The sequence below is a fragment of the Clostridium sp. UBA871 genome, from assembly GCF_002295255.1.
GTDB classification, from domain to species: domain Bacteria; phylum Bacillota; class Clostridia; order Clostridiales; family Clostridiaceae; genus Clostridium_J; species Clostridium_J sulfidigenes.
The window spans coordinates 843,753-869,852 of record NZ_DBFV01000011.1 but is presented as its reverse complement, the minus strand read 5'-3'; the positions used below and the strand labels follow the sequence as shown (position 1 = coordinate 869,852).

Annotated in this window: 27 protein-coding genes; 5 read left to right on the top strand and 22 right to left on the bottom strand. The window is 30.2% G+C overall.

Annotated elements, in window-relative coordinates:
- Window positions 1-102 precede the first annotated feature (102 nt).
- The 13 genes from B3086_RS17170 to B3086_RS17110 form a co-directional block, all read right to left on the bottom strand.
- The gene (locus B3086_RS17170; RefSeq protein WP_035134477.1) at window positions 103-621 is read right to left on the bottom strand and encodes an adenine phosphoribosyltransferase; all 519 of its coding nucleotides are present in this window, start codon (window positions 619-621) and stop codon (window positions 103-105) included.
- Between the two features lie 123 nt (window positions 622-744).
- On the bottom strand, window positions 745-1,590 hold the full coding sequence (locus B3086_RS17165) for a DHH family phosphoesterase (protein WP_035134475.1): 846 nt from the start codon (window positions 1,588-1,590) through the stop codon (window positions 745-747).
- Window positions 1,591-1,842: 252 nt separating this feature from the next.
- Window positions 1,843-3,987, bottom strand: coding sequence for a protein translocase subunit SecD (gene secD / locus B3086_RS17160; RefSeq protein ID WP_346848656.1), 2,145 nt, complete (start codon window positions 3,985-3,987; stop codon window positions 1,843-1,845).
- Window positions 3,988-4,155: 168 nt separating this feature from the next.
- Entirely contained in the window at window positions 4,156-5,520 is a 1,365-nt protein-coding gene (gene scfB / locus B3086_RS17155; protein WP_346848655.1) for a thioether cross-link-forming SCIFF peptide maturase, read from the bottom strand.
- Between the two features lie 58 nt (window positions 5,521-5,578).
- Window positions 5,579-5,716 (bottom strand): six-cysteine ranthipeptide SCIFF, encoded by a 138-nt coding sequence (gene scfA / locus B3086_RS17150; protein ID WP_035134469.1) that lies wholly within the window; start codon window positions 5,714-5,716, stop codon window positions 5,579-5,581.
- Window positions 5,717-5,743: 27 nt separating this feature from the next.
- The gene (locus B3086_RS17145) at window positions 5,744-6,112 is read right to left on the bottom strand and encodes a TIGR04086 family membrane protein (protein ID WP_035134467.1); all 369 of its coding nucleotides are present in this window, start codon (window positions 6,110-6,112) and stop codon (window positions 5,744-5,746) included.
- Window positions 6,113-6,166: 54 nt separating this feature from the next.
- Window positions 6,167-6,457 (bottom strand): preprotein translocase subunit YajC, encoded by a 291-nt coding sequence (gene yajC, locus B3086_RS17140; protein WP_346848654.1) that lies wholly within the window; start codon window positions 6,455-6,457, stop codon window positions 6,167-6,169.
- 51 nt (window positions 6,458-6,508) lie between these two features.
- Complete coding sequence (gene tgt, locus B3086_RS17135) at window positions 6,509-7,636, bottom strand: tRNA guanosine(34) transglycosylase Tgt (RefSeq protein ID WP_346848653.1); 1,128 nt, start codon at window positions 7,634-7,636, stop codon at window positions 6,509-6,511.
- A gap of 16 nt (window positions 7,637-7,652) precedes the next feature.
- Window positions 7,653-8,681: a tRNA preQ1(34) S-adenosylmethionine ribosyltransferase-isomerase QueA gene (gene queA / locus B3086_RS17130; protein ID WP_346848652.1), complete on the bottom strand. Its 1,029-nt coding sequence runs from the start codon at window positions 8,679-8,681 to the stop codon at window positions 7,653-7,655.
- Between the two features lie 38 nt (window positions 8,682-8,719).
- The gene (ruvB, locus tag B3086_RS17125) at window positions 8,720-9,727 is read right to left on the bottom strand and encodes a Holliday junction branch migration DNA helicase RuvB (RefSeq protein WP_346848651.1); all 1,008 of its coding nucleotides are present in this window, start codon (window positions 9,725-9,727) and stop codon (window positions 8,720-8,722) included.
- A gap of 37 nt (window positions 9,728-9,764) precedes the next feature.
- The gene (gene ruvA / locus B3086_RS17120; RefSeq protein ID WP_346848650.1) at window positions 9,765-10,358 is read right to left on the bottom strand and encodes a Holliday junction branch migration protein RuvA; all 594 of its coding nucleotides are present in this window, start codon (window positions 10,356-10,358) and stop codon (window positions 9,765-9,767) included.
- A 294-nt stretch (window positions 10,359-10,652) separates the two neighbouring features.
- A complete protein-coding gene (locus B3086_RS17115) occupies window positions 10,653-11,312 on the bottom strand; it encodes a hypothetical protein (RefSeq protein WP_346848649.1) in 660 nt (219 codons plus the stop codon).
- Between the two features lie 205 nt (window positions 11,313-11,517).
- Window positions 11,518-11,931: a DUF3785 family protein gene (locus B3086_RS17110; protein ID WP_346848648.1), complete on the bottom strand. Its 414-nt coding sequence runs from the start codon at window positions 11,929-11,931 to the stop codon at window positions 11,518-11,520.
- 233 nt (window positions 11,932-12,164) lie between these two features.
- Here B3086_RS17110 and B3086_RS17105 point away from each other — a divergent pair, with 233 nt between their 5' ends.
- The 4 genes from B3086_RS17105 to B3086_RS17090 all read left to right on the top strand — a co-directional run bounded on the left by B3086_RS17105 (window position 12,165) and on the right by B3086_RS17090 (window position 17,309).
- Window positions 12,165-13,556: a hypothetical protein gene (locus B3086_RS17105; RefSeq protein ID WP_346893976.1), complete on the top strand. Its 1,392-nt coding sequence runs from the start codon at window positions 12,165-12,167 to the stop codon at window positions 13,554-13,556.
- Between the two features lie 194 nt (window positions 13,557-13,750).
- Window positions 13,751-14,044 carry a metalloregulator ArsR/SmtB family transcription factor gene (locus B3086_RS17100; protein WP_346848646.1) on the top strand — a complete coding sequence of 98 codons (294 nt, stop codon included), beginning with the start codon at window positions 13,751-13,753 and terminating at the stop codon, window positions 14,042-14,044.
- A gap of 158 nt (window positions 14,045-14,202) precedes the next feature.
- Window positions 14,203-16,695, top strand: a complete 2,493-nt coding sequence (locus B3086_RS17095) for a CoA-disulfide reductase (protein ID WP_346893974.1) — start codon at window positions 14,203-14,205, stop codon at window positions 16,693-16,695.
- 446 nt (window positions 16,696-17,141) lie between these two features.
- Entirely contained in the window at window positions 17,142-17,309 is a 168-nt protein-coding gene (locus tag B3086_RS17090; protein WP_198028596.1) for a hypothetical protein, read from the top strand.
- Window positions 17,310-17,541: 232 nt separating this feature from the next.
- On the opposite strand, the gene B3086_RS17085 is transcribed toward B3086_RS17090, so the two are convergent.
- The 7 genes from B3086_RS17085 to hflX form a co-directional block, all read right to left on the bottom strand.
- Window positions 17,542-17,790, bottom strand: a complete 249-nt coding sequence (locus B3086_RS17085; protein ID WP_150843415.1) for a BhlA/UviB family holin-like peptide — start codon at window positions 17,788-17,790, stop codon at window positions 17,542-17,544.
- 283 nt (window positions 17,791-18,073) lie between these two features.
- Window positions 18,074-18,220 carry a hypothetical protein gene (locus B3086_RS17080; RefSeq protein WP_346848644.1) on the bottom strand — a complete coding sequence of 49 codons (147 nt, stop codon included), beginning with the start codon at window positions 18,218-18,220 and terminating at the stop codon, window positions 18,074-18,076.
- Between the two features lie 372 nt (window positions 18,221-18,592).
- Window positions 18,593-19,333, bottom strand: coding sequence for a YebC/PmpR family DNA-binding transcriptional regulator (locus B3086_RS17075; protein ID WP_035134436.1), 741 nt, complete (start codon window positions 19,331-19,333; stop codon window positions 18,593-18,595).
- A gap of 95 nt (window positions 19,334-19,428) precedes the next feature.
- Complete coding sequence (locus B3086_RS17070) at window positions 19,429-20,082, bottom strand: YigZ family protein (RefSeq protein ID WP_346848638.1); 654 nt, start codon at window positions 20,080-20,082, stop codon at window positions 19,429-19,431.
- 73 nt (window positions 20,083-20,155) lie between these two features.
- Entirely contained in the window at window positions 20,156-21,064 is a 909-nt protein-coding gene (locus B3086_RS17065; protein ID WP_346848637.1) for an EamA family transporter, read from the bottom strand.
- On the bottom strand, window positions 21,057-21,761 hold the full coding sequence (locus tag B3086_RS17060) for a HEAT repeat domain-containing protein (RefSeq protein WP_035134430.1): 705 nt from the start codon (window positions 21,759-21,761) through the stop codon (window positions 21,057-21,059). Before B3086_RS17060 ends, B3086_RS17065 begins: the two co-directional genes overlap by 8 nt.
- Window positions 21,762-21,832: 71 nt before the next feature.
- On the bottom strand, window positions 21,833-23,620 hold the full coding sequence (gene hflX / locus B3086_RS17055; RefSeq protein ID WP_346848636.1) for a GTPase HflX: 1,788 nt from the start codon (window positions 23,618-23,620) through the stop codon (window positions 21,833-21,835).
- 151 nt (window positions 23,621-23,771) lie between these two features.
- Here hflX and hpt point away from each other — a divergent pair, with 151 nt between their 5' ends.
- Entirely contained in the window at window positions 23,772-24,299 is a 528-nt protein-coding gene (hpt, locus tag B3086_RS17050; RefSeq protein WP_346890593.1) for a hypoxanthine phosphoribosyltransferase, read from the top strand.
- 139 nt (window positions 24,300-24,438) lie between these two features.
- Here the strand turns inward: hpt and B3086_RS17045 are convergent, their stop codons facing one another.
- Window positions 24,439-25,170 carry a class I SAM-dependent methyltransferase gene (locus B3086_RS17045; RefSeq protein ID WP_346893972.1) on the bottom strand — a complete coding sequence of 244 codons (732 nt, stop codon included), beginning with the start codon at window positions 25,168-25,170 and terminating at the stop codon, window positions 24,439-24,441.
- Window positions 25,171-25,314: 144 nt separating this feature from the next.
- On the bottom strand, window positions 25,315-25,947 hold the full coding sequence (gene yunB, locus B3086_RS17040; protein WP_346848634.1) for a sporulation protein YunB: 633 nt from the start codon (window positions 25,945-25,947) through the stop codon (window positions 25,315-25,317).
- Window positions 25,948-26,100: the final 153 nt, after the last annotated feature.

The following is a 26,100-nucleotide window of genomic DNA, read 5'->3' as shown; positions in this document are numbered from 1 at the left end:
ATACACTCCTAAAATTAAAGGCTGGTTAATGAACCAGCCACCTATTTAAACTCAGTAATTATTATATACTATAACCCAAATTATTGCAATTTATGTTCAATTCTAAAATGGATAGTCTATAACAGACATAATATCATATTGTGCTATTTTTTCTCTACCTTTAAGTTCTGTTAGCTCTATTAAAAAGTCTATGGCTACAACTTCTCCACCTGATTCCTCAACAAGCTTTGCAACAGCAGCTACGGTTCCTCCTGTAGCAAGTAAATCATCAACAATTGCTACTCTCTGACCTTTTTTAATAGCATCCTTATGAATTTCTAACGCATCACTTCCATATTCTAAATCATAGGAAGTTTTAATAGTTTCATAGGGTAATTTACCAGGTTTTCTAACTGGCACAAAACCAGCTCCTAAAGCATAAGCTACTGGTACTCCAAATAAAAACCCTCTAGCCTCTGGTCCTATTACTATATCAATTTTTTTATCCCTCAAGTGATTGGCAATAACATCTATTGACTCTCTTAATGCCTCTCTATCTTGAAGTAAAGTAGTTACATCTTTAAAACTTATACCTTTTTTCGGAAAATCTTCTATTATTCTAACTTTATCCTTTAAATTCATTTTCTACTCCTCCTAAAGCCTTTACCCAAACACATCTTTACCATAATTAAATTATATATTAACCTTGATATTTAATGCAATACTTTAAAAAATATGTATATTTAAATGCTTATATATATTATTCTATTCTAAACTCATCATAACCTCTTTATATAAGTATTTTGATATTTGTTTTGCTCTATAACTATCATTAGTAGTAAAAAGTTCAACAATTATTCTTGCATTATCTAGCTTATTCTTGGAAATCATCTTTGGTAAGAGCTTTATAATACCTTCATCATAAAACTTCATTATACCACCATAATTCCGCTCATGTTCTCTTATCAACGCCCTAACTCCATAGTTATTAGTTTGTTTTAATTTCTTGCACCCTTCTTCTACAAAGTATTTATTCTCTTCTTCTATTTCTATCTCTGTTGTAATTATACCCATCATTACTAAATCCAAATACTTTTGTGTGCAACTTATCTTATAATAAGAAGCTATAACTTCTATGAATTTATATATAAGGGAACAAGCTGTAAAATCCTTAAAAGGATAATTACAATTTGTTTGATAGGTATTTATTGTTATACAATTATTATCCTCTACTATGTGATTATGATAATCCGTTACAATTATATCTATGTTGTTTTCCTTACAAAGTTGTATTTCTGCTTTAGATTTAACTCCACAACCAACTGTTATAATTAAATTTGCTCCAAGACATAATAAATTATTCTCTATATCTTCTTTATTTAAATTTCTATCATTTCTATATACACTGGGTATATAATACTCTACATCACTATTTACATATCGTAATACTAACATAAGAAGAGATATGGCACATACGCTATCAAAGTCATGATAGCCATATATAACTATCTTTTCTCTCTCATTGATAGCTTTCACAATTCTGTTTAATGCAATTTTCATATTTCCTAATAGAAACGGATCATTATCTTTCCTATTCATACTATACTCCATATGCGCTCCTCCAAATTAGTTCCATGAGTAGTTTTTTGATCCCTTATAATTTCATCATATATTTCAGTGATCACATTCTCCTTGAACAAAAAACTTCTAACTCCATATTACTTGTACATATTATGGAGTTTAAGAAATCTATTTATAGAAAACAAATATATTATAATTTAAAACTGACAATTTTACAAACAAATTATTATAAAAATGGCGAAAAACATGATAAAATGTTTTTCGCCATGAACTTTGTTTATATTATGCTACTACTTTAGCTTTCTTTTTTTGCTTTGCATTTTTAATTATTACCCATAGTGGTGAAGCTATAAATATTGAAGAATACGCTCCACAGGCAATTCCCACTATAAGTGGAAGTGAGAACTCTCTTATGGATGGTACTAGAACATAAACTGCCACTATAGTTATAAGTGTTGTTAAGGATGTATTTATACTTCTAGTCATAGTTTCTGTTATACTCATATTAGCAACCTCTGATTGATCCATCCTTCTGTTTCTCTTAACATTTTCTCTTATTCTATCAAAGATAACAATAGTATCATTAATAGAATATCCTACTATAGTCAAAATAGCTGCTATAAATGGTGAATTGGCTTGAATTCCAAATATAGCATAGAAAGAAAGTGTAATTAATACATCATGAAGTAAAGCTATAATAGATGCTGCTGCATAGCTAAATTCAAATCTAGCAGTAATATATATAAGCATAGCAATAGATGCAACTCCTAATGCTAACAATGCCTTTTTCTTTAATTCATTTCCAACAGTAGCTCCTATACTTTCCTTGCCAATAAGTGCACTATCTTCTAATGAATACTTTTCTTTTATTTCATCAATAAGAGCATTAGTTTTTTCTTCATTCAATACCCCTTCTTGAACAATAATTTGTATCTCTTTTCCTTCACTAGCTAATTTGGTAGAGTATTTATCTTTAGCATACTTATCAATAATAGTATTTACATCAGCCTTATTGAATTCTTTATTCATATCTAAAGTAATTAATGTACCACCCTTGAAATCTATACCATAATTTAAACCTTTAGTTGCTATAAATCCAACTCCAATAGCAATTATAATAATTGATATAGCAAACCATATTTTAGTCTTCTCTATTATTTTTAAACTAGTAAATTCATGTTTTTTTCCTTCTCTCACGCCAAAATATGATGGTTTATTTATCCAACCTGCATTTACAGCATTATTGAGTAGAAACTTTGTAACAAATAAGGCAGTAAATATACTTACAATAATACCTATAAGTAGCGTTACTGCAAATCCCTTAACAGAACCTGAACCTAGAAAATATAATACTAGTGCTGCAATAATTGTAGTTATGTTAGAGTCTAAAATTGACGATAATGCTCTACTATAACCAGCTTCAACAGAAGTCTTTATAGATTTACCTAATCTTAACTCTTCCTTAGTTCTTTCAAATATGAGAACATTAGCATCTACAGCCATACCAATGGTAAGAATTAACCCTGCTATACCTGCTAAAGTTAATACTACTCCAAATTGAGAGAATATTACAAGTAATAAACTTACATATAAAACTATAGCCACAGAAGCAATTATTCCTGGAACTCTATAGTATGCAACCATAAATAGTATTATACAAGCTATACCAATCATGGCTGCCTTTTTACTAAGGGATAATGCCTCAGCTCCAATAGTTGGTCCTACTGTTTTAACTGAAGTAGCTTCTATTTTTACTGGAAGAGCTCCCGAAGTTATGATACTAGCAATAGAATTTGCCTCTTCTAAAGAACTCATACCTTCAATAATTGCCTTTCCATCACTAATAACAGCATTAACTGTTGGATTAGTTAAAACTTCACCATCCATTTTTATAGCTATACTTTTATTTAAGAAAGTCTTAGTTGCTTCCGCAAATTTTGCAGTTCCATCTTCATTTAATTCAAGATTAACAACATACTTATTATCTTGAGATATATATGCTCCTGCTTCTTTAACCTCTTTACCAGTTAAAATTACTTTTCCATCTGGACCTTCAAAGGTTAATTCACCAGTTTTACCAATGGTATCTAAAACCTTATCTGTATCAAACTCTCCTGGTATTTCTATTCTAATTCTATTTTCGCCTTCTTGAGTTATAGGAATTTCGCTTACTCCATCTTTATTTATTCTCATAGAAATAAGTTCTATAGTTCTATCTATAACAGCTTGATCTACCTTCTCCTCCTTTATCTCCATTAAAAGAGAAGTTCCTCCTACTAAATCAAGCCCTTTATCAATACTACTTCCAAAGGTTTTGATTCTATAATTACCTAAATTCACCCCATAAAGACCAGCGTATGCAAAAAGACCTATTAATATTATTGCTATGATAACTACAATTCCACTTTTTCTATTTTTCCTCCTCATGGTTATCCCCTTCCTGTTTTCTAATTGTATTTTCTAATTGTCTATTTATTATTTATTTTACAGGTATTGTATGGATAAAATCAAGTACATATAACTTAATTTTCTGTATACTTCTTATTTTTTATCAAAATAAGGATAGAATTTTTAATTCTATCCTTTAAAACACAATTATTTATTCATTGTTTTCGCTTTTAAAGCAATAGCACACTCTATTCTCTTCTTTTGCATTTTACAACCTAATTCATATGGCACGTGAACATCACCATTAAAGTTAAAGTTGTTAGCTTGACATCCTCCACTACAGTAGAATCTTGCCCAGCAGTTTTTACATGTAGGTTTATTATATATATGAGCATCCTTAAGATTTTGAACTATAGAAAAGTCCTTAACCCCTTCATATATATCTCCCATAAGAAAGTCTTTATTCCCTACAAATTGATGACAAGGATATATTTCTCCATCAGGAGTAACTGCTACATACTCATGTCCAGCTCCACATCCTGAAATTCTCTTATAGATGCATGGACCTCCTTGTAAATCTATATTGAAGTGATAGAATTTAAAGGATTTTCCTGCTTCATATTTTTCAACCATATATTCATATAATTTATCATATTGTTCAAAAATTGTAGGAAGGTCCTCTTCTCTTAATGAAAGTTCATGGTCATCTGGAAGTACTACTGGTTCAATAGATACTTCATCAAAGCCTAGCTCCACCATATGCTTTACATCTTCAAAGAAATCTGTATTTTCTCTTGTAAAAGTACCTCTTACATAATAAGTCTTAGACTTATCTCTTATATCTACCATTTTCTTTATTTTAGGTAATATAGATTCATAGGTACCAGTTCCATCAAATCTTATTCTTACTTTATCATTGACTTCTTTTCTTCCATCTATACTTAAAATTATATTTCCCATGTTTTTATCAAGGTAGTCCATTATTTCATCATTTAAAAGAGTAGAGTTAGTAGTCATAGTAAATCTAATGTTTTTATTGTGAAGTTTTTCTTGTTCTCTACCGTAATCTACTATTTCCTTTATGATATCAAAGGCCATAAGTGGCTCTCCACCAAATAAGTCAATTTCTATATTTTTTCTTTTACCTGAGTTTTTTATAACAAAATCTATAGCGTCTTTACCGGTTTGTGCGCTCATGGTTTTTCTACAACCCTTATATTCTCCTTCATCGGCAAAACAATATTTGCACTTCAAATTACAATCATGAATTATATTAAGACAAAGGGCTTTAATGGCTACCTCTGCTTGTCCACTCATCATTGCTATATTTTCATATAAATCTTTAGAATAAAGCATTTCTTCATGAACTAAAGATTCTAATTCCTCATATACATCATCAATTTCTTCACTGGAGTATCTATCCTTATATATTTCTTTTAACTCGTCTTTAGTTTTAAGTTTATCTGAGTCTAACATGTCATATACAAGCTCATCTACTTCATGAACTGCACCTGAATTTACATCTATAACATAAAAATCATTGCCTTGTCTAAATTTGTGAATTAATTCCATTGTTTTTCCTCCTAACTAAACACAAAGCAGTAACTTTTTGTTACTGCCTTTAAAATGATTAGTTTTCACACTCTAAATTAGCTACTGTACAAGAAGTTTTGCAAGCTGATTGACATGAGTTAGCACACTCTTTACAACCTGGTTTTTTTAAACTTTCTTTAATGTTAGATTTGTTGATAGTTTTTATATGTTTCATTTTTATTCCTCCTAAAATTGATAATATCTATAGATTCACTCCTAGCATTCCTGACAATGATCCTGCTGCTAATGCTAAAATTAATCTAACTACGTCTTTTCCTCCTAATGCCAAGTCATTTCCAAAGCATAAGGATACTATATAAAGTATTAACATATAAAATACTGCTACTAGCAACCCCACAAGCCAACCTTTGCTTCCCATTTTTAATGTAGCATATATAGCTCCATATACCACACTAGCCAATGTAGCTATAACTAAAAATACTGATGTGACTGCGTCACTAAATGGGAAATATGAAGTAACTAGTGAATATACTAAAACGCAAATTACTGTTAAAATTGATGCTCTTAGCACCCCTACTCCTATAGCGGAATAATTAAACTTTTTATACATACCCAAAACCCCCTTATATTAATAAATATGTTTATATAAGGGGTTTTATGATGATTATGCCTTTATTTCTTCTGGTTCATTAGCTGATTTTGTAACTGAAGCAATACCTAGTTTGCTCATTTTTATTCTTGCTCTATCTGGACCACTTTCTAAAATAATATATTCTTCTTGAATATTTATTATTCTTCCCATGATTCCACCTTTAGTCATAATCTCATCATTTATAGCTAAAGAATTCAACATATCATTGTATTGTTTCTTTCTTTTCTTTTCTGGCATGAAAATCATGAAGTAAAACAACACAAGTACAAGTACCATTGGAAGAAACGCCATTAAGTTTTGCATAATATCTCTCCTTTCACTAGTTATGTATATATTTAAAAAATAGATACCTAATTATTTTTTTCCCCACTCTGAAAGTCTTTGATTTTTAAATTCTTCAAAGTAATCCCCATCAATTGCATTTCTTATATCCTCCATTAATTTATTATAGAAATATAAGTTATGAAGCACACAAAGTCTCATTGCCAACATTTCCTTGGCTTTAAATAAGTGCCTTATGTATCCTCTTGTATAATGCCTACAAGTAGGACAATCACATCCTTCATCTATAGGTTTTTTATCTAATTCATATTTAGCATTCATGATGTTTATTTTACCATACTTAGTAAACACATGTCCATGCCTTCCATTTCTAGCTGGTAATACACAATCAAAGAAATCTACACCTCTTGAAACTGCCTCTAATATATTTTCTGGAGTACCAACTCCCATAAGATAAATTGGTTTATCCTCTGGAAGATATGGAACTACCGCATCAATAACTCTATACATGTCCTCATGACTTTCACCAACAGCCAATCCTCCAATTGCATATCCATCCAGGTCTAGTTTTCTAATGGTCTTAGCATGTTCTATTCTAATATCCTCGTAAACTCCACCTTGATTTATACCAAATAGCATTTGCTTTTTATTTATTGTATTAGGATCTGCATTTAATCTATCCATCTCTACTTTACATCTTTCAAGCCATCTAGTAGTTCTTGCTACAGATTTTTCTACATATTCTCTTGAAGATGGATTTGGAATACACTCATCAAAGGCCATAGCAATAGTTGAAGCTAGATTACTTTGAATTTGCATACTTTCTTCAGGTCCCATAAATATTTTCCTACCATCTATATGAGAGCTAAAGTATACACCCTCTTCTTTAATTTTTCTCATGCTTGCTAATGAGAACACTTGAAACCCACCTGAATCTGTAAGAATAGGTCTATCCCAATTCATAAATTCATGAAGTCCTCCCATTTTTTTAACTACTTCATCTCCTGGTCTTAAATGAAGATGATATGTATTTGACAATTCTACCTGACACCCAATTTCTTTTAAATCCATGGATGATACTGCTCCTTTTATTGCAGCCAAAGTTCCAACATTCATGAACACAGGGGTCTGTATTGTACCATGAGGAGTAACAAATTCCCCACGTCTAACTTTTCCACTCTTTTTAAGTAATTTATACACCTATTCATCGTCCTTCCTATTCATGGATAAACATAGCATCACCAAAACTAAAGAATCTATATTTGTTTTCTACTGCAATTTTATAAGCATTCATCACTATTTCCCTAGTTGAAAAAGCACTTATAAGCATTATTAAAGTAGATTCTGGCAAATGAAAATTAGTTATTATGGCATCTACTATTTTAAATTTATACCCTGGATATATGAATATACTAGTATATCCTGATTGTTCTTTAACTTGACCTTCTTCATTAGCTATACTTTCAAGGGTTCTATTTGATGTGGTTCCTACAGCTATAACTCTTTTCCCACTTCTTTTAGCATTATTTATTATTTCAGCGTTTTCCTTATCTAAAATATAATACTCAGAATGCATTTCATGATCTTGAATATCTTCAGCTTTTACTGGTCTAAAGGTTCCAAGTCCCACATGCAAAGTTACAAAAGCTATATTAATTCCCTTTTTTTTGATAGCTTGTAGTAACTCATCTGTAAAGTGTAGTCCTGCTGTAGGGGCTGCTGCAGAACCTACTTCCTTTGAGTAAACCGTTTGGTATCTTTCTCTATCTTCCAGTTTTTCTTCTATATATGGTGGCAATGGCATTTCGCCAAGTCTATCTAATACTTCTTCAAATATACCATTATAGTAAAACTTTACTTTTCTATTTCCATTGTCTAAAACTTCTACTACCTCGGCTTTTAGTTCTCCATTTCCAAATACAAATTTAGCTCCAACTTTTCCTCTTTTACCAGGCTTAACTAAGGTTTCCCATATATCGTCTTCATGCCTATTTAAAAGCAAAAACTCCATTTTACCACCGGAGCCTTCCTTAGCTCCATAAAGTCTAGCCGGCATAACTCTTGTATCATTTAATACAAGACAATCTCCTGGATTTAAATACTCTATAATATCTTTAAACACTTTATGTTCTACTTCACCACTTTTTTTATTTAGAACCATAAGCCTTGATTCATCTCTTTTTTTTAAAGGATGCTGGGCTATTAATTCCTTTGGTAAATCAAAATAAAAATCCTTTACTTTCAAAGTCTATACACTTCCCTATTCTATCTATATGTTTATTTCTATAATATATGATCTGGAATAATCCTTCCTAAATGTTCATAGGCTTTCTTTGCCGCCATTCTACCTCTTGGAGTTCTTACAATAAACCCCTTTTGTATCAGGTATGGTTCATATACATCCTCAATGGTACTGACTTCTTCACCTATAAAATAAGCTAGTGTCTCAACTCCAACGGGTCCCCCATTAAAGTTATCCACTATAGCTTCTAATATCTTATTATCTAATCTATCAAAGCCTTCTCTATCCACTTCTAAAAGTTCAGCTGCTTGCTCCACCATGTTAATATCAATTACACTTATACCTTTAACCATAGAGTAATCTCTAACTCTTTTTAGTAACCTATTAGCTATCCTTGGTGTTCCTCTAGATCTCATTCCCAGACTAAAGGCACCTTCCTTATCAATTTCAACTCCTAATATTTCAGAAGACCTTAAAACAATTTCTTTAAGCTCGTCATCATTATAATATTCCATTGAACATAGTACTCCAAATCTATCTCTTAAAGGTGCAGTCAAAAGTCCTACCCTTGTAGTTGCTCCTATGAGAGTAAATTTAGGTAAATCTAGTCTTATAGATTTTGCTGATGCCCCCTTACCAATAACAATATCTAAAGCGAAATCTTCCATGGCTGGATATAAAATTTCTTCTACAGACCTATTCAATCTATGAATTTCATCTATGAATAATACATCATTGGTATTTAGATTAGTTAACAATGCTGCTAAATCTCCAGCTCTCTCTATAGCAGGACCAGATGTAATTTTTAAATTTCCACCCATTTCTTTTGCTACTATGTTAGCTAATGTAGTTTTACCAAGGCCTGGTGGTCCATATAATAATAAATGGTCTAAGGGTTCTTTTCTCATCTTTGCAGCTTTTAAAAATATATCTAACTTATTTTTAACTTTTTCTTGTCCTATATATTCCTTAAGTCGCTGAGGTCTTAAGGAATATTCTACTTCTATATCTTCCTCAATAATATTAGATGTAATAACTCTATCTTCCATAATCCCCCTCCTTAACTAAAAACCCTTAATAAGGTTATTATCCCATTAAAATTTTCAAACATTCCTTTATAATATCTTCAACACTATTACTTCTATTAGCTTTTTCTATTGCTTTTTCTGCCTCTTTATCTGAGTATCCAAGAGCTATAAGTGCCCCCACTGCTTCTGATAGTTTTTCATTATCTATGTCAATATCACTAATAGTAGTTCCCTTTGGCATGGCGCCTCCTACGGTTATCTTATCCTTAAGTTCTAATATGATCCTTTGAGCAGTTTTCTTACCAATGCCCGGTGCCTTAGTTATTAATTTATCATCATCGGTAATTATAGCATACTTTAATGTAGAAACATTGGCAATAGACATGAGTGATAGTGCCGCCTTAGGTCCTACACCATTAATGGAAATAAGAAGATTAAACATGGATATTTCATCTTTAGTTAAAAAACCATAAAGTCCAATGAAATCTTCTCTTACAATTTGATGAGTATAAATCTTTATTTGTTGATCTATAGCTGGCATATTAGAAATTGTACTACCTGATGTGAAAATTTTATATCCAATATTACCACATTCTATAACTATATATTCCTTTTCTATAGACTTAAAAATTCCTTTTATATATTCATACATGCTTTGTCACCTATCTTTTTTATTTAACCATTTGTTAATTCTTCATTACTATATAGTCATCATCTGCAAATTTAGACCTATAATCTATTATATACCTATATGTATTGATATTAAACTTCACTAATTAATTATATTACCTTACAATCGTAACTATATTATACTTTACCATCTACAATATAACAATTCAATAAAAACTATTTTAAACTTATTTCAAATTAAATTTATACCATTTCTACAATTTCTCATGAAAAAAGAGTGTTTCAAAATTCCTTTTGAAACACTCCCTTTCTGACACTATGTGCTACAAAGAGCCTGAGCATATTCCATAGCCTCTTGTATATTGGAAAACTGATAATCTTTATGTCCTTCGTAGAATGTCCTCAAAAGATTACCTCTGTTCTCTATGTCGTTAATTTTTAAATACGACTGTCCATTATCATCTTTAGGATTCAATATCTTCTCTTCTACTACTTTTATTGTTCCATTAGAATCCTTATTATAAATAACAATATTTTCATCCTTTATTCCTATAAAATAAGAATCTTCTTTGTAGGAATATCCTTCTATGTCCTTTACAAATATAATATCTTCTTTTGTGAATTTTTCTACCTTGTATCCAAAACTAGAAAATATCTTTTCAGCCTGCTCCTGATTAAGACCAATCAAATTATCTTTTTCTACATTTATAGTTTTATCTAATTTATCATTAATCTTTACCTTACCTAAAGAGTTTTTATAGTTTAACATGAACTCTATATTACTTTTATCTGAAATTAATACATCATTCATATTTAAAAAGCTTGCTTGAGATGCTTCGCCTAAAATTCCAGCTCCTCCATCTTTTGAACTTCTTAAGAATGCTATACTTACAGTATAGCTAAGTAAAAAAACTATTATTCCTACAGAGGCTATAAAAATATATAATCCTTTATTTTTTTTATATCTTTCAATCATACAATCCCTCCTACTAGGAATTGTATCCAGCTTTGATATGTTTATACACTATTGCTTACAAAAATTTATAAATTATACATCTCCATTCTTCTTCCATTAAAGAGTATATGGAATTAACCTAAAAATATACACAGATATTTAAATTCAAGTCACAGTTATTTAAATTCATGTCACAATTATTTAATTATATATCACAGTTATTTATTTACATATCACACTGTTCAACTTCTATTGCAAAATTCTTACAACTTTCACAGATGATAATAGATACTATATAACTTTCATCAATTTTTTTCATTCTCTCTAATTTGGAATAAGTAGTGGTTTCAAACTCATTACTTATATTACTAATTATATATTTTCCTTCTTTAGTAAAAATATAAAAATGATACTCTAAATATCTATAATGTTTTTTATCTATAACTTCACTATTTCCACATGCTTCACAGTTATCAGCATAATATTCATAGTCAAATTCTACTTTTTCTTTACCTTCTTCTAAAATTTCTAATGCTTTTTCTATGGTAAAATCTTGTACTTCCTCAGCTTCAATATAAGAAAGGTTATCTTCTGATAAAATAAACTCTTCATCCTTATGTTTAAATTTAAAATTATTCATATTATTTCTCCTCAATTCTTCAATTTGTTCCAAAATATCATACTATTATTATATATTATTTAAAACTATTTAAACAGTTTTATTCATAATATAAAACCTCTTATATTTTTAGTCCATAGAACTAACCAATGAAAACCTGAATTTTTAAAATTTCCATCTTGCTTTTTTAACACTAATTTCTCCTGTCAGCATATTCTATTATTAAATTAGGATAAGTTAGTAGGAGGCTACAAATGATTGAATTAACCGCAATACACTATATATATTTAATTTTTATTATATTAATTTTAATAGCAATGATAAAAAAATTAGACTGTTCCCTTATTTGCATTGTTGGAGTAGTATTAATTGCATTAATTAGCACTAAATCTATTCCTGCATCTCTAATTAGTATTTTTAATAGTTTTATCTACTCAATTACGGAATTACTGCCAACAATACTTATAATATCTATAATTGCTGGATTAAGTAAAGCATTATCCTATACTGGCATAAGTAAAGTTATGATAGAACCCTTTAGTAAGTTTATGAAAAATGATTTTATAGCCTTTTGGGGTATAGGTATAATAATGATGATTATTTCTTATTTCTTTTGGCCATCTCCAGCCGTTGCACTAGTTGGAGCTGTATTAGTTCCTGTTGCTATCAAATCTGGTCTCCCTGCCATAGGTGCTGCCATAGCTATGAATCTTTTCGGTCATGGTATTGCATTGTCTACAGACTTTGTAATTCAAGCTGCTCCAAAATTAACTGCGGATGCTGCTGGTATTCCTGTATCTGAAGTAGTTAAAGCTAGTATTCCTCTAATAATTATTATGGGAATTGTCACTACTGTTACAGCCTTTATCATGCTAAAGAAAGATATGAAAAATGGAACCCTTGAAAATCTCACCTACACTGAATATTCAGAAGAGGTTCAGTCTACAGATGAATCTCTTTTAAGCAAAGGATGGAAATCTTTTTTTGCAATATTAATTCCTCTTCTCTTTTCTATTGATGTATTTTTGATGGTTTCTTTAAACTTAAAAGGTGGAGATGCTACAGCACTAATCGGTGGTACAACCTTAATTATACTCATATTGATATCTATAAAATCTTATAAAAAGGCTTCTCTTGATAAAATCACTAGATATCTTGTAGAAGGTTTCCAATTTGGCTTTAAAGTTTTTGGAATAGTAGTTCCAATTGCTGCCTTTTTCTATGTAGGGGGTGATGGATTTACAGCTATTATAGGTAACTATTTACCTACTGGCTCCTTAGGTATAGTAAACGACTTAGGTTTTGCCCTTTCTAAGGCAGTTCCACTAAACAATTTTTTAAGTGCTTTTGGTGTAACTACTGTAGGTGCAATCACTGGACTAGATGGTTCTGGATTTTCCGGTATAGCTCTAGCCGGTTCCACTGCAAATTTATTTGGAACAGCCACTGGTGGAAATGTGGCTACTTTAACCGCTCTTGGACAATTAGGTGCTATTTGGGTAGGTGGAGGCACATTAATACCTTGGGCAATTATCCCCGTTTCTGCTATATGCAAGGTATCCCCTTTTGAGCTTGCAAAGCGCAACTTTAAACCAGTAGTTTTAGGTTTAATTGTTACTACCATAGTGGCCCTATTCTTCTTGTAATGTATAATTTAACTAAACTTCATAGAGAGGTTTACTCTCACTGAAGTTTAGTTGAGTTTAATTTTCTATATTACAACACAATATCTAAAATTAAAATAAGTTAATGTTTTAAATATATATTTTTTTATTTTTCATTGACACATTTGTAACTATATCGTATTATATGAATATAGTGATATGGAGGTGTATAAAACATGACTGAGAATGACACATTTTTAACTAACCCAAAACTTTTTGAAGAAAAAGCAAATATTTTAAAGGCATTAGCCCACCCCGTAAGACTATGCATTGTTAAAGGTCTCATTGAAACTGGTGGAAGCAATGTTACCAATATGCAAAATTGCTTAAATATGCCTCAATCAACTATATCGCAGCACATTGGAAAGCTAAAAACTTTTGGCATTATAGACTGGCAGCGTAACGGTCTTGAAATTATATATAGTGTTAGTGATGAGAATATAAAAAAGTTAATAGAAGTATTATTTTAACTATTAAGAAGTCAAAATTCTTTAGACTTCTTTTTTATAAATATTTTACATCGTATTATTATTATATATAAATATTAAGATTTAATTGTTCCTGAGTATTGTAAAGGTTATATTGTTTATACTATTTGTATTGTTTAATATTGAAAGGAGATTTTATTATGAGTAAAAAAGTTATTATCGTTGGTGGAGTTGCTGGTGGGGCTTCTACTGCTGCACGTTTAAAAAGACTAGATGAATCTTTAGAAATAATTATGTTTGAAAAAGGGGAATATATTTCTTTTGCCAATTGCGGACTTCCTTATTATATAGGTGAAACTATAAAGGAAAGGGATAATCTCCTAGTGCAAACAGTAGAAGGCATGAGTTCTAGATTTAACATTGACATAAGAAACTTTAGTGAAGTTATTAAAATTGATAAGGATGCAAAAAAAGTTACTGTAAAAAATCATAGTTCTTCTCAAGTTTATGAAGAAAGTTATGATGTATTAGTTTTATCACCGGGTGCTAGTCCAATAACCCCACCTATTCCCGGCCTTAAAGAAGCAACCAATTTATTTACTCTTAGAAATATACCAGATACAGATAAGATTAAAGCCTTTGTTGATAATAACTCTCCAAAGGAAGCTGTAATTGTTGGTGGTGGCTTTATAGGTCTTGAAATGGCTGAAAACCTTAATGAAAGAGGAGTTTCTGTAACTCTTGTAGAGATGGCAGATCAAGTAATGGCTCCTCTAGATTACGAAATGGCAGCAATAGTTCATGAACATCTACTTCAAAATGGAGTTAATTTAATTCTTAAAGATGGAGTTAAATCCTTTGAAAACCGTGGTAAAAAAGTAGTTTTAAATAGTGGTAAAGAAATTGTAACAGACATGATTGTTTTATCAATAGGAGTTTCTCCTGAAAGTAAGATTGCCATAGATGCTGGTCTAGAAGTTAACAATAGAAAAGCAATTGTTGTAAATAAAGAAATGAAAACTTCTGATGAAAACATCTACGCTCTTGGTGATGCTGTAGAAGTAATTGATTATATAAATGGTAATCCAACTATGATTCCACTTGCATGGCCAGCTAATAGACAAGGGCATGTTGTAGCTGATAATATCTGTGGTAAAAAAGCTGAATATAATGGTACTTTAGGTTCTTCTGTAGCAAAGGTATTTTCACTAACTGTTGCAACTACAGGCAATAATGAAAAAACTTTAAAAAGACTTAACTTAGAGTATAAGGCAATCCATTTACATCCAAATTCCCATGCTGGTTACTATCCTGGTGCCTTTCCTATCTCTCTTAAAGTTTTATTCAATCCAAAGGATGGAAAACTATTAGGAGCACAGGGTGTAGGTTTAGATGGCGTAGAAAAGCGTATCGATGTTATAGCTACTGCTATAAAAGGTGATCTAAAGGTTACAGATTTACCTGAGTTAGAATTATGCTACGCTCCACCATATTCTTCTGCAAAAGACCCTGTTAATATGGCTGGATATATAGGAACTAATATAATGGATAATTTAGTTTCTATAGTTCAATGGGATGAAGTTGATAATTTAATAGCTAACAATGAATTTATCCTAGATGTACGAGAAGAGATGGAGTTTGAAGTTGGTCATATAGAAAATGCTATAAATATTCCTCTAGGTACCCTTAGAAATAATTTAAATAAAATACCAAAGGACAAAACAATCTATGTTTATTGTCAAGTAGGTCTTCGTGGATATATCGGCTGTAGAATACTTTCTCAATATGGATTTAATTGTGTGAACTTAGATGGTGGTTATAAAACTTATGCTACCGTTAAATCTTCTTTAAATAATAAAGATACTCAATCTAACTTAAATAATAATACTGAAGACTGTACTTGTGAAACTAGTACTTCTTCTAATATAGAAGATTCTAGTAAAGTTACTGTAAGTCTTGATGCTTGTGGACTTCAATGTCCAGGTCCTATTAGAAGAGTTTTTGAGGAAATTGGCAAAATGAAGGATGGAGATATCTTAGAAGTTAAAGCTTCTGATCCAGGTTTCCAAAAGGACATCAATAGTTGGTGTAGTAAAACAGGAAATACCCTTGTAAAAGGTGAATTTGATAAAAAAGAAAAAGCCTTTGTAGCATTAATCAAAAAAGGTACCTCTCAAGATCTAACAAGTAGCTCATCGCCTATTAGTTGTGATATTTCTAAAAAGGATGGTGCAACCCTTGTAGTTTTCAGTGGTGACCTTGATAAAGCTATAGCTTCCTTCATCATAGCTACTGGTGCAGCATCCATGGGAAAACCAGTTACCATGTTCTTTACTTTCTGGGGACTTAATATCTTAAAAAGAAAAGATAAGCCTTCTGTTAAAAAGGATACCATGGAAAAAATGTTTGATATGATGCTTCCAAGCAGCACTGGAAAGCTTCCATTATCTAAAATGAATATGGCTGGTATGGGCCCTGCTATGATTAAAAACATTATGGCTAAAAATAATGTAGATGACCTTGATACTTTAATTGCTAATGCTCTTAAAATGGGAGTTAAAATCATTGCTTGTGCTATGTCTATGGATTTAATGGGTATTAAACATGAAGAATTAATTCCTGAAGTTGAGGTTGGTGGAGTTGCAACGTATTTAGCTTCCACAGAAGATGCTGGACTTAACTTATTTATCTAATGTATAACTCATATATTTGTCTACCTCTAGATGAATAGTTCCTTAATTAAAACTTTATGTTTCTATTTAAGTAAATGACTATCTCTTTATTGAGATAGTCATTTACTTATTCAAAATAACCTATACCTTACGTAAATATATTAAGCTATTCTTTTTCCTTAGGAGATTTAATTCCTGCCTTTGAAGATATATGATCTTTTACATTTCCAGTCTTAGGGTTACTTGGAGTATGTTCATGCTTTTTATGATTTTTAGCCATTTTTAATACCTCCCATATAATTTTATTGTCAACATTATTATGTGTCCAAACATTCAATCTATACCTTTAATAAAATGGTAATGTCTCTTTCTAAGGAAGCTAATCCTTTACTTTCCTTAATAATTTCTTACTTTAAGGACAAAATAATTGTGTAGTTATCCTTTATATCATTTAAGGAGGTGTTTTTATGGTTGATAATAATAAAAGTCGTCTTAAGGATCAAAAAAGAAGTCAAGCTGAACTAAGAAAAATGTATCCTAAGGATGGTGCAGATGTAGGAATAATAGATGGAGTTAAAATAGGCTCCTACGCTAATAGCAAAGATCATTCTGAGAAGGATGAAATAACTTATTAATAAAGATTAGCAGAGAAGTCTTTATATAAATTGCTAATTTACTAGATGTATTATTAAAAAATTTCCCTATATAACTATTTATATAGGGAAATCTTTAAATATATAAATATATGCCTATTTCGCTAGTTAACTAGTTAACTATTTGTTCTGTCCATGCGGGTTTCAGAGATTTTAATATGGGAGTGTTATGATTTTATATAAGAATTAATGCTTTGATTATATTTTTGACTTATTAACTTTTTCTCATATAATTTTTTAGATCACCTACATCCTTTTTTAGATCTTCTACATCTTTTTTCACTTCATCTACTATCCTTAATTTATCGGTAAGGTGTGATATCACATCTTGATAATTTTTTTCTCTTTCTTCTTGCTTCACATCTCTTTTTTCTTGAGCTTTTAGTATATAGAATAATAAAAATATACTTAGTACAGCCCAAATACCTTGGGATAAAGCTACCTTTAGAATTTCATTCTCCATCATTTATTTCACACTCCTTACTTGATATATTTATTTATTAGTAAGACTGTAATGACTTTTTGCTAAGAGAACACATTTTGGGTTTATTATTTATATGCCTAAAGCCTATAAATTAATATAAAAGTATTCTATTTTTATAGCTACAAATTATCTGATAATTCTGAAAATTAATTATCCATTTCAACTTCATTAAATATGAGTTTTATTTAGACTATAATAATCTAATATAAGGATTTCTTGATGTAATTTACTAATGTTCCCTCAGATAAGTTAAAGATATTCCCTAATTAAATAAATTATTTTTAGCACAGTCATATCTTAGCTTCCTTGGTAAACTATTAGTAATAGAATCAAATTTAATTAACAATGATTCCATACTATTCTTATCATAAGGTTTTGCTTCTTTCACTAGAGTCACTATTAATCCCATTCTATACATCCTCCTTAAGATTACTTAATAAAATAAGAAGTTATTTTATGTAAAAGACAACTAGTTCAATTATCATTTATGATATTTTGTTATAGTTTATGCTACAATCAATAATAATACAACTAATAAAGCCTAAGATGGATGAAACGCAACATGAAATTCAACAAGAGTATCATTAAGGGTATATTGTTATTAATAATGCAACATTAAAGTTAAATTATATGGTTGCAAGTTACTTACTATCCTATTTATAGAAAGCAACTTGCAATTTTAAACACATATCATTCATAATCATTGTATGTCATAATCATATTATTTATTAGTAATTAATGAATAAATTTCAAAGTTAGTAATACCAACGGTTACTCACTACTACCCTTCCCATCCTTCTGGGAATTCAGCATTATGATATACATTTTGTACATCATCATCATCTTCCAAAACATCTAACATCTTTTGGAATTTAGTCGCAACTTCTTCATTAATTTCAGTGTATGTGTCTGGAATCATTTTAACATCTGCTTCTAAGAATTCTATTCCGTTAGATTCTAAAGCTTCTCTCACAGTACCAAAGTCTTCTGGAGTTGTAGTTACTACAAATACTTCATCTTCAGCTACAAAGTCCTCAGCACCTGCATCTAAAGCCATCATCATTAACTCATCTTCATCTACTGAATCAGTTTTTTCTATGATGATTTCACCTTTACTTTGGAACATGAAGCCTACACATCCAACGGTTCCCATATTTCCACCTTGTTTAGAGAAGGCGTATCTTACATTTCCTGCTGTTCTATTTTTATTCTCAGTAAGACACTCAACTATAACTGCTATTCCTTCTGGTCCGTATCCTTCATAGATTATAGTTTCATAGTTTACTGCACTTAACTCTCCTGCGGCTTTTTTAATTGCTCTAGTAATTGTATCATTAGGCATATTAGCTGCTTTTGCTTTTGCTATAACGTCTCTAAGCTTAGCATTTGTCTCTGGATTAGAGCCACCGTTTTTAGCTGCAACAACTATTTCCTTACCTATTTTAGTAAATATTTTACCTCTCTTAGCATCTGCTTTACCCTTTTTAGCTTGGATATTATGCCACTTTGAATGTCCTGACATATTAACTTCCTCCTGTACTATATATATAATTATTAACTTTAGAATCAATGTACCTATTATAACATAATATGTCTAATAATTTCAAATTTCAAGAGCTATCCTTCAATAGCTCTATAATATCTGTATCCTTCTTTAAATAAATACTCTTCATCCTCTTCACATATAGTTACTTTTCCACTAGTAGCCTCTACAAAATCTGCAATTATTGTTTCCTTATTTTCTACCTCTGTGAACAGTGATAACTCCACTTTATCTGTATATATGGTATCTTCAATATGCCAATTATTTGTACCACATAGGTATTGTATTTTACCTATTAAATCATATTCTAAAGTAAATCTTAATTTTAAGCCCTTTACTTTTTCTACAACACCTGCTTCTTCAATGGCTGAAGAGGCTCCTTTAGAGTAAGCTCTTATTAGCCCACCTCCCCCTAAAAGAATACCACCAAAGTAACGAGTAACTACCACCGCTACATCGGTTAAATCATTTTTCTTTATGACTTCTAAAACTGGAATGCCTGCTGTTCCTTGGGGTTCACCGTCATCACTGTATCTTTGTATGCCTTTATTTTCTCCCACTATATAAGCATAAACATTGTGGGTTGCTTCTTTATGCATACTCTTTATTTCATTTACAAAGTTCTTTGCTTCTTCTTCAGTATTTACTCTCTTTATGTATCCTATAAATGTAGATTTCTTTTCTTGAAATTCTGAAGTAGCACTCCCTTTCACTGTAAAATAACTCATATTTAAGCCCCCTCTATAATATTTAAAATAGATTTCTGTACTCTAAACCATAATGAAGATTTCTCGAAGACTGTTAGCTCATAAGTATTATGGCTATTATGGTAAGTACTATAGCAGTAATCTCCTTCTTCCCTAACTTTTCTTTAAAGAATATAACTCCACAAAAGTTTGTGATTAAAATAGTTCCTGCACTTACCATAGGAAAGGCTATAACTGCTCTTACTTCTTCTAAGCCCTTTATTAAAAAGCTTGGCATTAATACATTAGGAATACCTACCATGACACCAAAACACATATCTATTAACTTTACTTTTCTATTTTTAATAATTAACATAATTAAGCTTATAGTAAATCCCGTTAGGAAAGTATAAAATAAATATAAATTTTTATATTGTACCATACCAAAGTTTTGAAATAGCTTTGTTACAAAATCTCCTCCACCAGCTAGTATAAAAAGAAGTATTAAATCTACTTTCATAGTATCTTTAACCTTTTGTTCTTCTTTGTTATTTAGATTTATAACTATTATAGCTATGATAGACAAGATTATTCCTAATATAGGTAATAATTCTATGGTCTCTCCTAATAGTATAACAGATAAAATTGTAGGTATTAATACTCCTAGCTTCATAAAAGTTGCAGATACAGATACTCCATTCTTTCCTACAGATTTTTGATATAGAATAAAACTTAAAAAATATAAAATACCTGTTATTATACCTAGAATTATTGCTAAAGCTCCTGTTCCTTCTTTAGAGAAAAGTTGTCCACTTATAAGTACCTGATTAAATTCCTGCATAAACATAGAAAACCAATTTATGTGGAAAATATTTAAACTTCCCATCATTATTATACTTGCCATCATTCCTGATAGATAATTTATGCTAGTTACCATATATCTATTACTTTCTCTACCTTCACTAAACTTAAATACAATAGCTATTAAAGAACTGCATAATATAGATAATAAAATATTAATCATTATTTTTATCTCCGTCACTTATATCTTGAAAATTTAATTCTTCATTATCTCTTTGCTTAATATAACCCTCACAAGCCTTTTTAATATACTCTTTATCAGTACTATTAAATAAAGCTCTTATTTTATCATCGGCTTCTCCACTGCTTATCTTCTGTAAGGACTTAACTGCATAACTTATTACTTGAGGATTTTTATCCTCCAAAGCTCTAATAAGAGCTCTCTCAGCTCTGGAATCACCTATTTTTCCAAGAGCTGAAATTGCCATTCTTCTAATATTTACATGATTATTAACCGTTGCCTTTATAAGTATGTCTACGGTGACATTACTTTTTAGTTCACCCATGATCCATATGGCGGCTTCTTTGTCCTTAAGACCTAGCTCCATATAGTTTTTAACTAAAAAATGAATTAGCTTTTCTTTATTAACTCTATCTAAACTATTCAAAACCAAAATTCTTTCTTCCTTAGCTGCTAAAATTAGGGATTTAAATAGATCTGATGACGATTCACTTTTAACTAAAAACCTGTATTTTATTTTGCAATTTATGAGATGTTTTTGAACTGTGGCTCTATCTAAATTTCTAATTTTACATATGGCTTCTATAGATTTTCCTTCTAAGCTTAGAAAATAGCTGATTTCTTCATCACTATAATTTTCAATGAAATTCCAATCATATTTAACTAATCCTGTACTCAAATTTTCTCCCTACTCTCCCCTTCAAATAATGCTCTAACTTCGATCCTAACAATATAATGATACTTTAGTTACTACTCTATAATATATTTTGAACTTTTGTTATAGACCTCATCATCACCTTGAACTACAAGAATAGTACCTTCTTCACCGTACTCTTCACTTTCTACCAAAGCATTTCTATGTAGATATGCAACTGATGATGAATCGCTATATGGTATTAATACCTTAAAGGTTTTTAATTTATAAGGAAGTATTTCTGTACATTTATTTAGCAACTCTTCAAAATTGATTTTATGTTTAGCTGAAACTTCTAAAATAGAATAGTTATTAAATGTTTCCTTTAAAGAATTTAAAATATCATCATTAGAATTATCAATTTTGTTGAGCACCAATAAAGTTGGCTTATCTCCTGCACCTAACTCCTTAAGTACTTCCTCTACCACTGTTATTTGCTTTTCTGCTGCATTACTAGATGCATCTACTACGTGAAGTAATAAGTCTGAATAAACTACCTCTTCTAAAGTTGATTTAAAAGCTTCTACTAAATCGTGAGGTAATTTTCTTATAAAGCCTACAGTGTCTGTTACTGTGGCAACTCTATTGTCTGGAAGAGCCATAGCCCTGGTTGTAATATCTAAGGTTGCAAATAACATATCAGCCTCAAAAACTTTTTCTTTTACCGTAGCTGACTTAACTGGTGAGTATTCACAAAGAGCATTTCTAAGGGTAGATTTTCCTGCATTAGTATATCCCACTAATGATATCTTAGAAATATTATCCTTACTTCTTCTTTCTCTTTGGGTTGCTCTTATACTTTTTATCTTTTCTAATTCTTTATTTAAATCATAGATAGTATCTCTGATCTTTCTTTTGTCTGTCTCTAGCTTTTTCTCTCCTGGTCCCTTTGTTCCTATACCCCCTCCTGTTCTTGAAAGCATAGTTCCTAATCCACTAAGCCTGCTTAATCTGTATTTTAACTGGGATAACTCTACCTGAATTTTAGATTCCTTACTTCTGGCTCTCCTTGCAAATATCTCTAAAATAAGAGTAGTTCTATCAATTACCTTTATTCCTATAGCTTGCTCTAGATTTCTTACTTGAGATCCTGATAATTCCTCATCAAATATTACTACATTGGCTCTTAGTGACTGTCTTAAATATGCTATTTCTTCAACCTTACCACTACCTATAAAATAAGCTGAATCAATTTTATTACGTTTTTGAAGTATTTCAAAAACTGGCTCTACATCACAGGCTTTAGTAAGTTCCTTTAACTCAGCTAGGCTTTCCTCATCTTCTATAGATACTAATATCGCTCTTTCTGAATTATCTTCCACTATGTTATCTACTTTAAAAACATCTTCAATATATCTAACCTTATCTAAAAACTTGTAGCTTAAAACTTTATTGATAGTTAAATTTTCAACTTCTTCTTCTATGAGCATGTTATCCTTCACATCACAGAAACCCATATTATAAATTAGAGGTTTATCCTCTGATACACCAATGGCAACTATACAATCTAGTTTTAATTTTAGAAGTGCAGATAAATCTAATGCGGATAGTTTAGGATTTCCATTGGGATGGGTATGGATTACTCTCACTTGAGATAATCTCCCCTCTCTAGTGTCAATCATAGGAACTTCAACTGTTGAGCTGTCTCCGATGGCAACACTAACAACACTTCCTTTTCTATCTATAGCAACGCTAACCTCTCTTTCAATTTCAAGGGTAACCTCTCTTAGAAGTTCTGCTAACTCTTCAGTTAATATGTCTGATTTTTGAAATCTCATATCATATATAGTATCTAACTTTTTCAAGATGAAGTTTTTAACTCCATCAGTATTTCCATTTATCATATAATCATCTCCAAACCTTATTTTTTCTTTATTAATAATTTTTCTACATTAAACAAACACTGCATTCTTATACATTTTATACTATTGACAATTTCACCTTAATTTTATACTATGAAAACATTAATGTAAATATAAATTGAGGTGTGATTACATGGAAGATAAACAAAGAAATGTTCTCTTTTCTAGAGAAGAAATCAATGAGGCTGTAGTTAAAATTGGAGCAAAAATTTCTAAAGACTATGATGGAAAATCTGTTTACGTATTATCTCTACTTAGAGGAAGCTTCATATTTGCTGCTGACTTAGTTAGAGAAATTACTGTACCTACAACTATAGGTTTTATGACTACATCAAGCTATGGTCATGGCGAAGAAACTAGTGGTACTTGTAAAATAGTTCAAGATGTACCTGATAATATTGAAGGTATGGATGTACTTGTAGTAGATGACATTGTAGATAGTGGTATTACTATGAACTTTGTGGTTGAACACGTTAAAAAGTTGGGTGCTAAAAGTGTAAAATGCTGTACTCTTTTAGACAAACCAGAAAGAAGAACTATAGAAATATCTCCAGACTATTGTTGTTTTGAGATTCCTGATTTATTTGTAGTTGGATATGGCTTAAATTATGGTGACTTATATAGAAATATTCCTTACATATTTAACTGGGAATCTAAATAATAACCTTACAAATGTTTTAAATACTTAATATATTAATAGAAGAAAAAACATGAAAACATACTAAAAGCTAATATTAACTTATTAACTTCTAGTATGTTTTTTTATTTATTAAATTATATATTTACATTACTATAATTTTCTACTTAATAGCCTCTACTATTAAAGGAAGAGCATTTCCTGTATAGGTACTTCTATTAAAATCATCGTAGCTCAAGGATTTTTCAAATCCAATTTCCTTTAACATTTCAAATAACTCTTCATTTTCTAACATAAATAGATCTACTGTGTTTTCTAAAATCTCATTATTTTCTTTATCAGTTATTCTTCCCGTAAACTTTACAATATCACTATCTGGTTTAATACTATAAAACCTTTCAAATTTAACTTTAGGACCATCAATAAGAGGCAATTCTTTAATATGCTCTCTCTTCACCTTATCAAAATTAATAGTTTGAATACATAATGGTGAATCCTTTTTTAATACTTCATAGCATCCTTTTAAAAATTCTTTTATTTGACTTTTTCCGCCTAGGTGAGGAAGTACATTCCCTATACATACAATACCATTAAACTCTTCTCCAAAGGACTTAGCTATAGTTTTCATATCCATAACTTCAAACTTCAAAGTATCACTTTCCTTATACCTATCCTTAGCTATTCTTATCATTTCTTGGTCTAAGTCTATGCCTAAAGCCCTATATCCTTGTGAAGAAATATATTCTGTAGTTTCTCCAGTACTACATCCAATATCTAAAACAAATCCACCCTTTTCTATATTCTTTAAAGCAAACTTCTTTTTACCTAATGGTGCTGGAAAAATATCATCATAATATTTAGCTAAGGCATTATAAAATTTTATACATTGATCCATATTACTCATCTCCTGTTCTTTAATTATTTATTCTATAGGAAATTCCTACTATTTAAATTAATTATATATTTTCATATATCTATATTTATTTACATAAATAGTATGATATATAAAGAATTTATTCAGTGATTAGCATCACACTTTCTAATTACCGTTAAGATCCATTTGTATTGCAGTACTTGGTACCCTTCCAACTATAATGGTTTCAACTATAGGTATTTCATTAACTATTTCTAACTCACTAGAAGATACTGCCATAATCATCTTTACTCTAGTGGTTGTTTCTATATAAATTTTATGCCTAGTTTGATTTATTCCTGCATCTTCAAATTCGGATATATATCTAGTAGTAATATGCCCTATTGGCCTCATTCTTATTTTTACATCTGGACCAAATCTACCTAAAATATTATTTTTAGTCACATATCCCATGGGTATCTTTATGTCTACTTTAGATTTTTCCTCTAATTCATCTTGTGCTTTTAATACAGTCAATGTAGCAATTTCACTTAGTTTTAAAGTATCTGCTGACATCATTATGATGTTTCCATCATTATCCTTATCAAATTTTATTATATCATTATAATTAAAATTCTTAGAGTATTCCTGGAAAATTGTTTTATTTATTGTATTAGTGACCTCTGCTCTCATCTGTGCATCTGCCACTAATTTTACCGTTGGCATTATAATTTTATCTAAAGTATATATAAAAGTTATTAAAAAAGTCATAATTAAAAAAGTTATTATGGTAAATTTTAACTTCAAAGATGATTTCATAGTATTACTCCTTTATAAATGTGGTATAATGTTAATAAATGTATAATATGTTACATAAAATTATTCAATATCCAATATATGTATATGTATAAGAACTTCATTGAAGAATACTATATTGTATTTATACTAGCATATAAGTTATAATATAGTATC

What these genes read in the sequence shown, in the direction of transcription:
- B3086_RS17170 (WP_035134477.1), bottom strand. Translation starts at nt 621, where the DNA reads ATGAATTTAAAGGATAAAGTTAGAATAATAGAAGATTTTCCGAAAAAA.
- B3086_RS17165 (WP_035134475.1), bottom strand. Translation starts at nt 1,590, where the DNA reads ATGGAGTATAGTATGAATAGGAAAGATAATGATCCGTTTCTATTAGGA.
- secD (WP_346848656.1), bottom strand. Translation starts at nt 3,987, where the DNA reads ATGAGGAGGAAAAATAGAAAAAGTGGAATTGTAGTTATCATAGCAATA.
- scfB (WP_346848655.1), bottom strand. Translation starts at nt 5,520, where the DNA reads ATGGAATTAATTCACAAATTTAGACAAGGCAATGATTTTTATGTTATA.
- scfA (WP_035134469.1), bottom strand. Translation starts at nt 5,716, where the DNA reads ATGAAACATATAAAAACTATCAACAAATCTAACATTAAAGAAAGTTTA.
- B3086_RS17145 (WP_035134467.1), bottom strand. Translation starts at nt 6,112, where the DNA reads ATGTATAAAAAGTTTAATTATTCCGCTATAGGAGTAGGGGTGCTAAGA.
- yajC (WP_346848654.1), bottom strand. Translation starts at nt 6,457, where the DNA reads ATGCAAAACTTAATGGCGTTTCTTCCAATGGTACTTGTACTTGTGTTG.
- ruvB (WP_346848651.1), bottom strand. Translation starts at nt 9,727, where the DNA reads ATGGAAGATAGAGTTATTACATCTAATATTATTGAGGAAGATATAGAA.
- ruvA (WP_346848650.1), bottom strand. Translation starts at nt 10,358, where the DNA reads ATGTATGAATATATAAAAGGAATTTTTAAGTCTATAGAAAAGGAATAT.
- B3086_RS17115 (WP_346848649.1), bottom strand. Translation starts at nt 11,312, where the DNA reads ATGATTGAAAGATATAAAAAAAATAAAGGATTATATATTTTTATAGCC.
- B3086_RS17110 (WP_346848648.1), bottom strand. Translation starts at nt 11,931, where the DNA reads ATGAATAATTTTAAATTTAAACATAAGGATGAAGAGTTTATTTTATCA.
- B3086_RS17105 (WP_346893976.1), top strand. Translation starts at nt 12,165, where the DNA reads ATGATTGAATTAACCGCAATACACTATATATATTTAATTTTTATTATA.
- B3086_RS17100 (WP_346848646.1), top strand. Translation starts at nt 13,751, where the DNA reads ATGACTGAGAATGACACATTTTTAACTAACCCAAAACTTTTTGAAGAA.
- B3086_RS17095 (WP_346893974.1), top strand. Translation starts at nt 14,203, where the DNA reads ATGAGTAAAAAAGTTATTATCGTTGGTGGAGTTGCTGGTGGGGCTTCT.
- B3086_RS17090 (WP_198028596.1), top strand. Translation starts at nt 17,142, where the DNA reads ATGGTTGATAATAATAAAAGTCGTCTTAAGGATCAAAAAAGAAGTCAA.
- B3086_RS17085 (WP_150843415.1), bottom strand. Translation starts at nt 17,790, where the DNA reads ATGGAGAATGAAATTCTAAAGGTAGCTTTATCCCAAGGTATTTGGGCT.
- B3086_RS17080 (WP_346848644.1), bottom strand. Translation starts at nt 18,220, where the DNA reads ATGGGATTAATAGTGACTCTAGTGAAAGAAGCAAAACCTTATGATAAG.
- B3086_RS17075 (WP_035134436.1), bottom strand. Translation starts at nt 19,333, where the DNA reads ATGTCAGGACATTCAAAGTGGCATAATATCCAAGCTAAAAAGGGTAAA.
- B3086_RS17070 (WP_346848638.1), bottom strand. Translation starts at nt 20,082, where the DNA reads ATGAGTTATTTTACAGTGAAAGGGAGTGCTACTTCAGAATTTCAAGAA.
- B3086_RS17065 (WP_346848637.1), bottom strand. Translation starts at nt 21,064, where the DNA reads ATGATTAATATTTTATTATCTATATTATGCAGTTCTTTAATAGCTATT.
- hflX (WP_346848636.1), bottom strand. Translation starts at nt 23,620, where the DNA reads ATGATAAATGGAAATACTGATGGAGTTAAAAACTTCATCTTGAAAAAG.
- hpt (WP_346890593.1), top strand. Translation starts at nt 23,772, where the DNA reads ATGGAAGATAAACAAAGAAATGTTCTCTTTTCTAGAGAAGAAATCAAT.
- B3086_RS17045 (WP_346893972.1), bottom strand. Translation starts at nt 25,170, where the DNA reads ATGGATCAATGTATAAAATTTTATAATGCCTTAGCTAAATATTATGAT.
- yunB (WP_346848634.1), bottom strand. Translation starts at nt 25,947, where the DNA reads ATGAAATCATCTTTGAAGTTAAAATTTACCATAATAACTTTTTTAATT.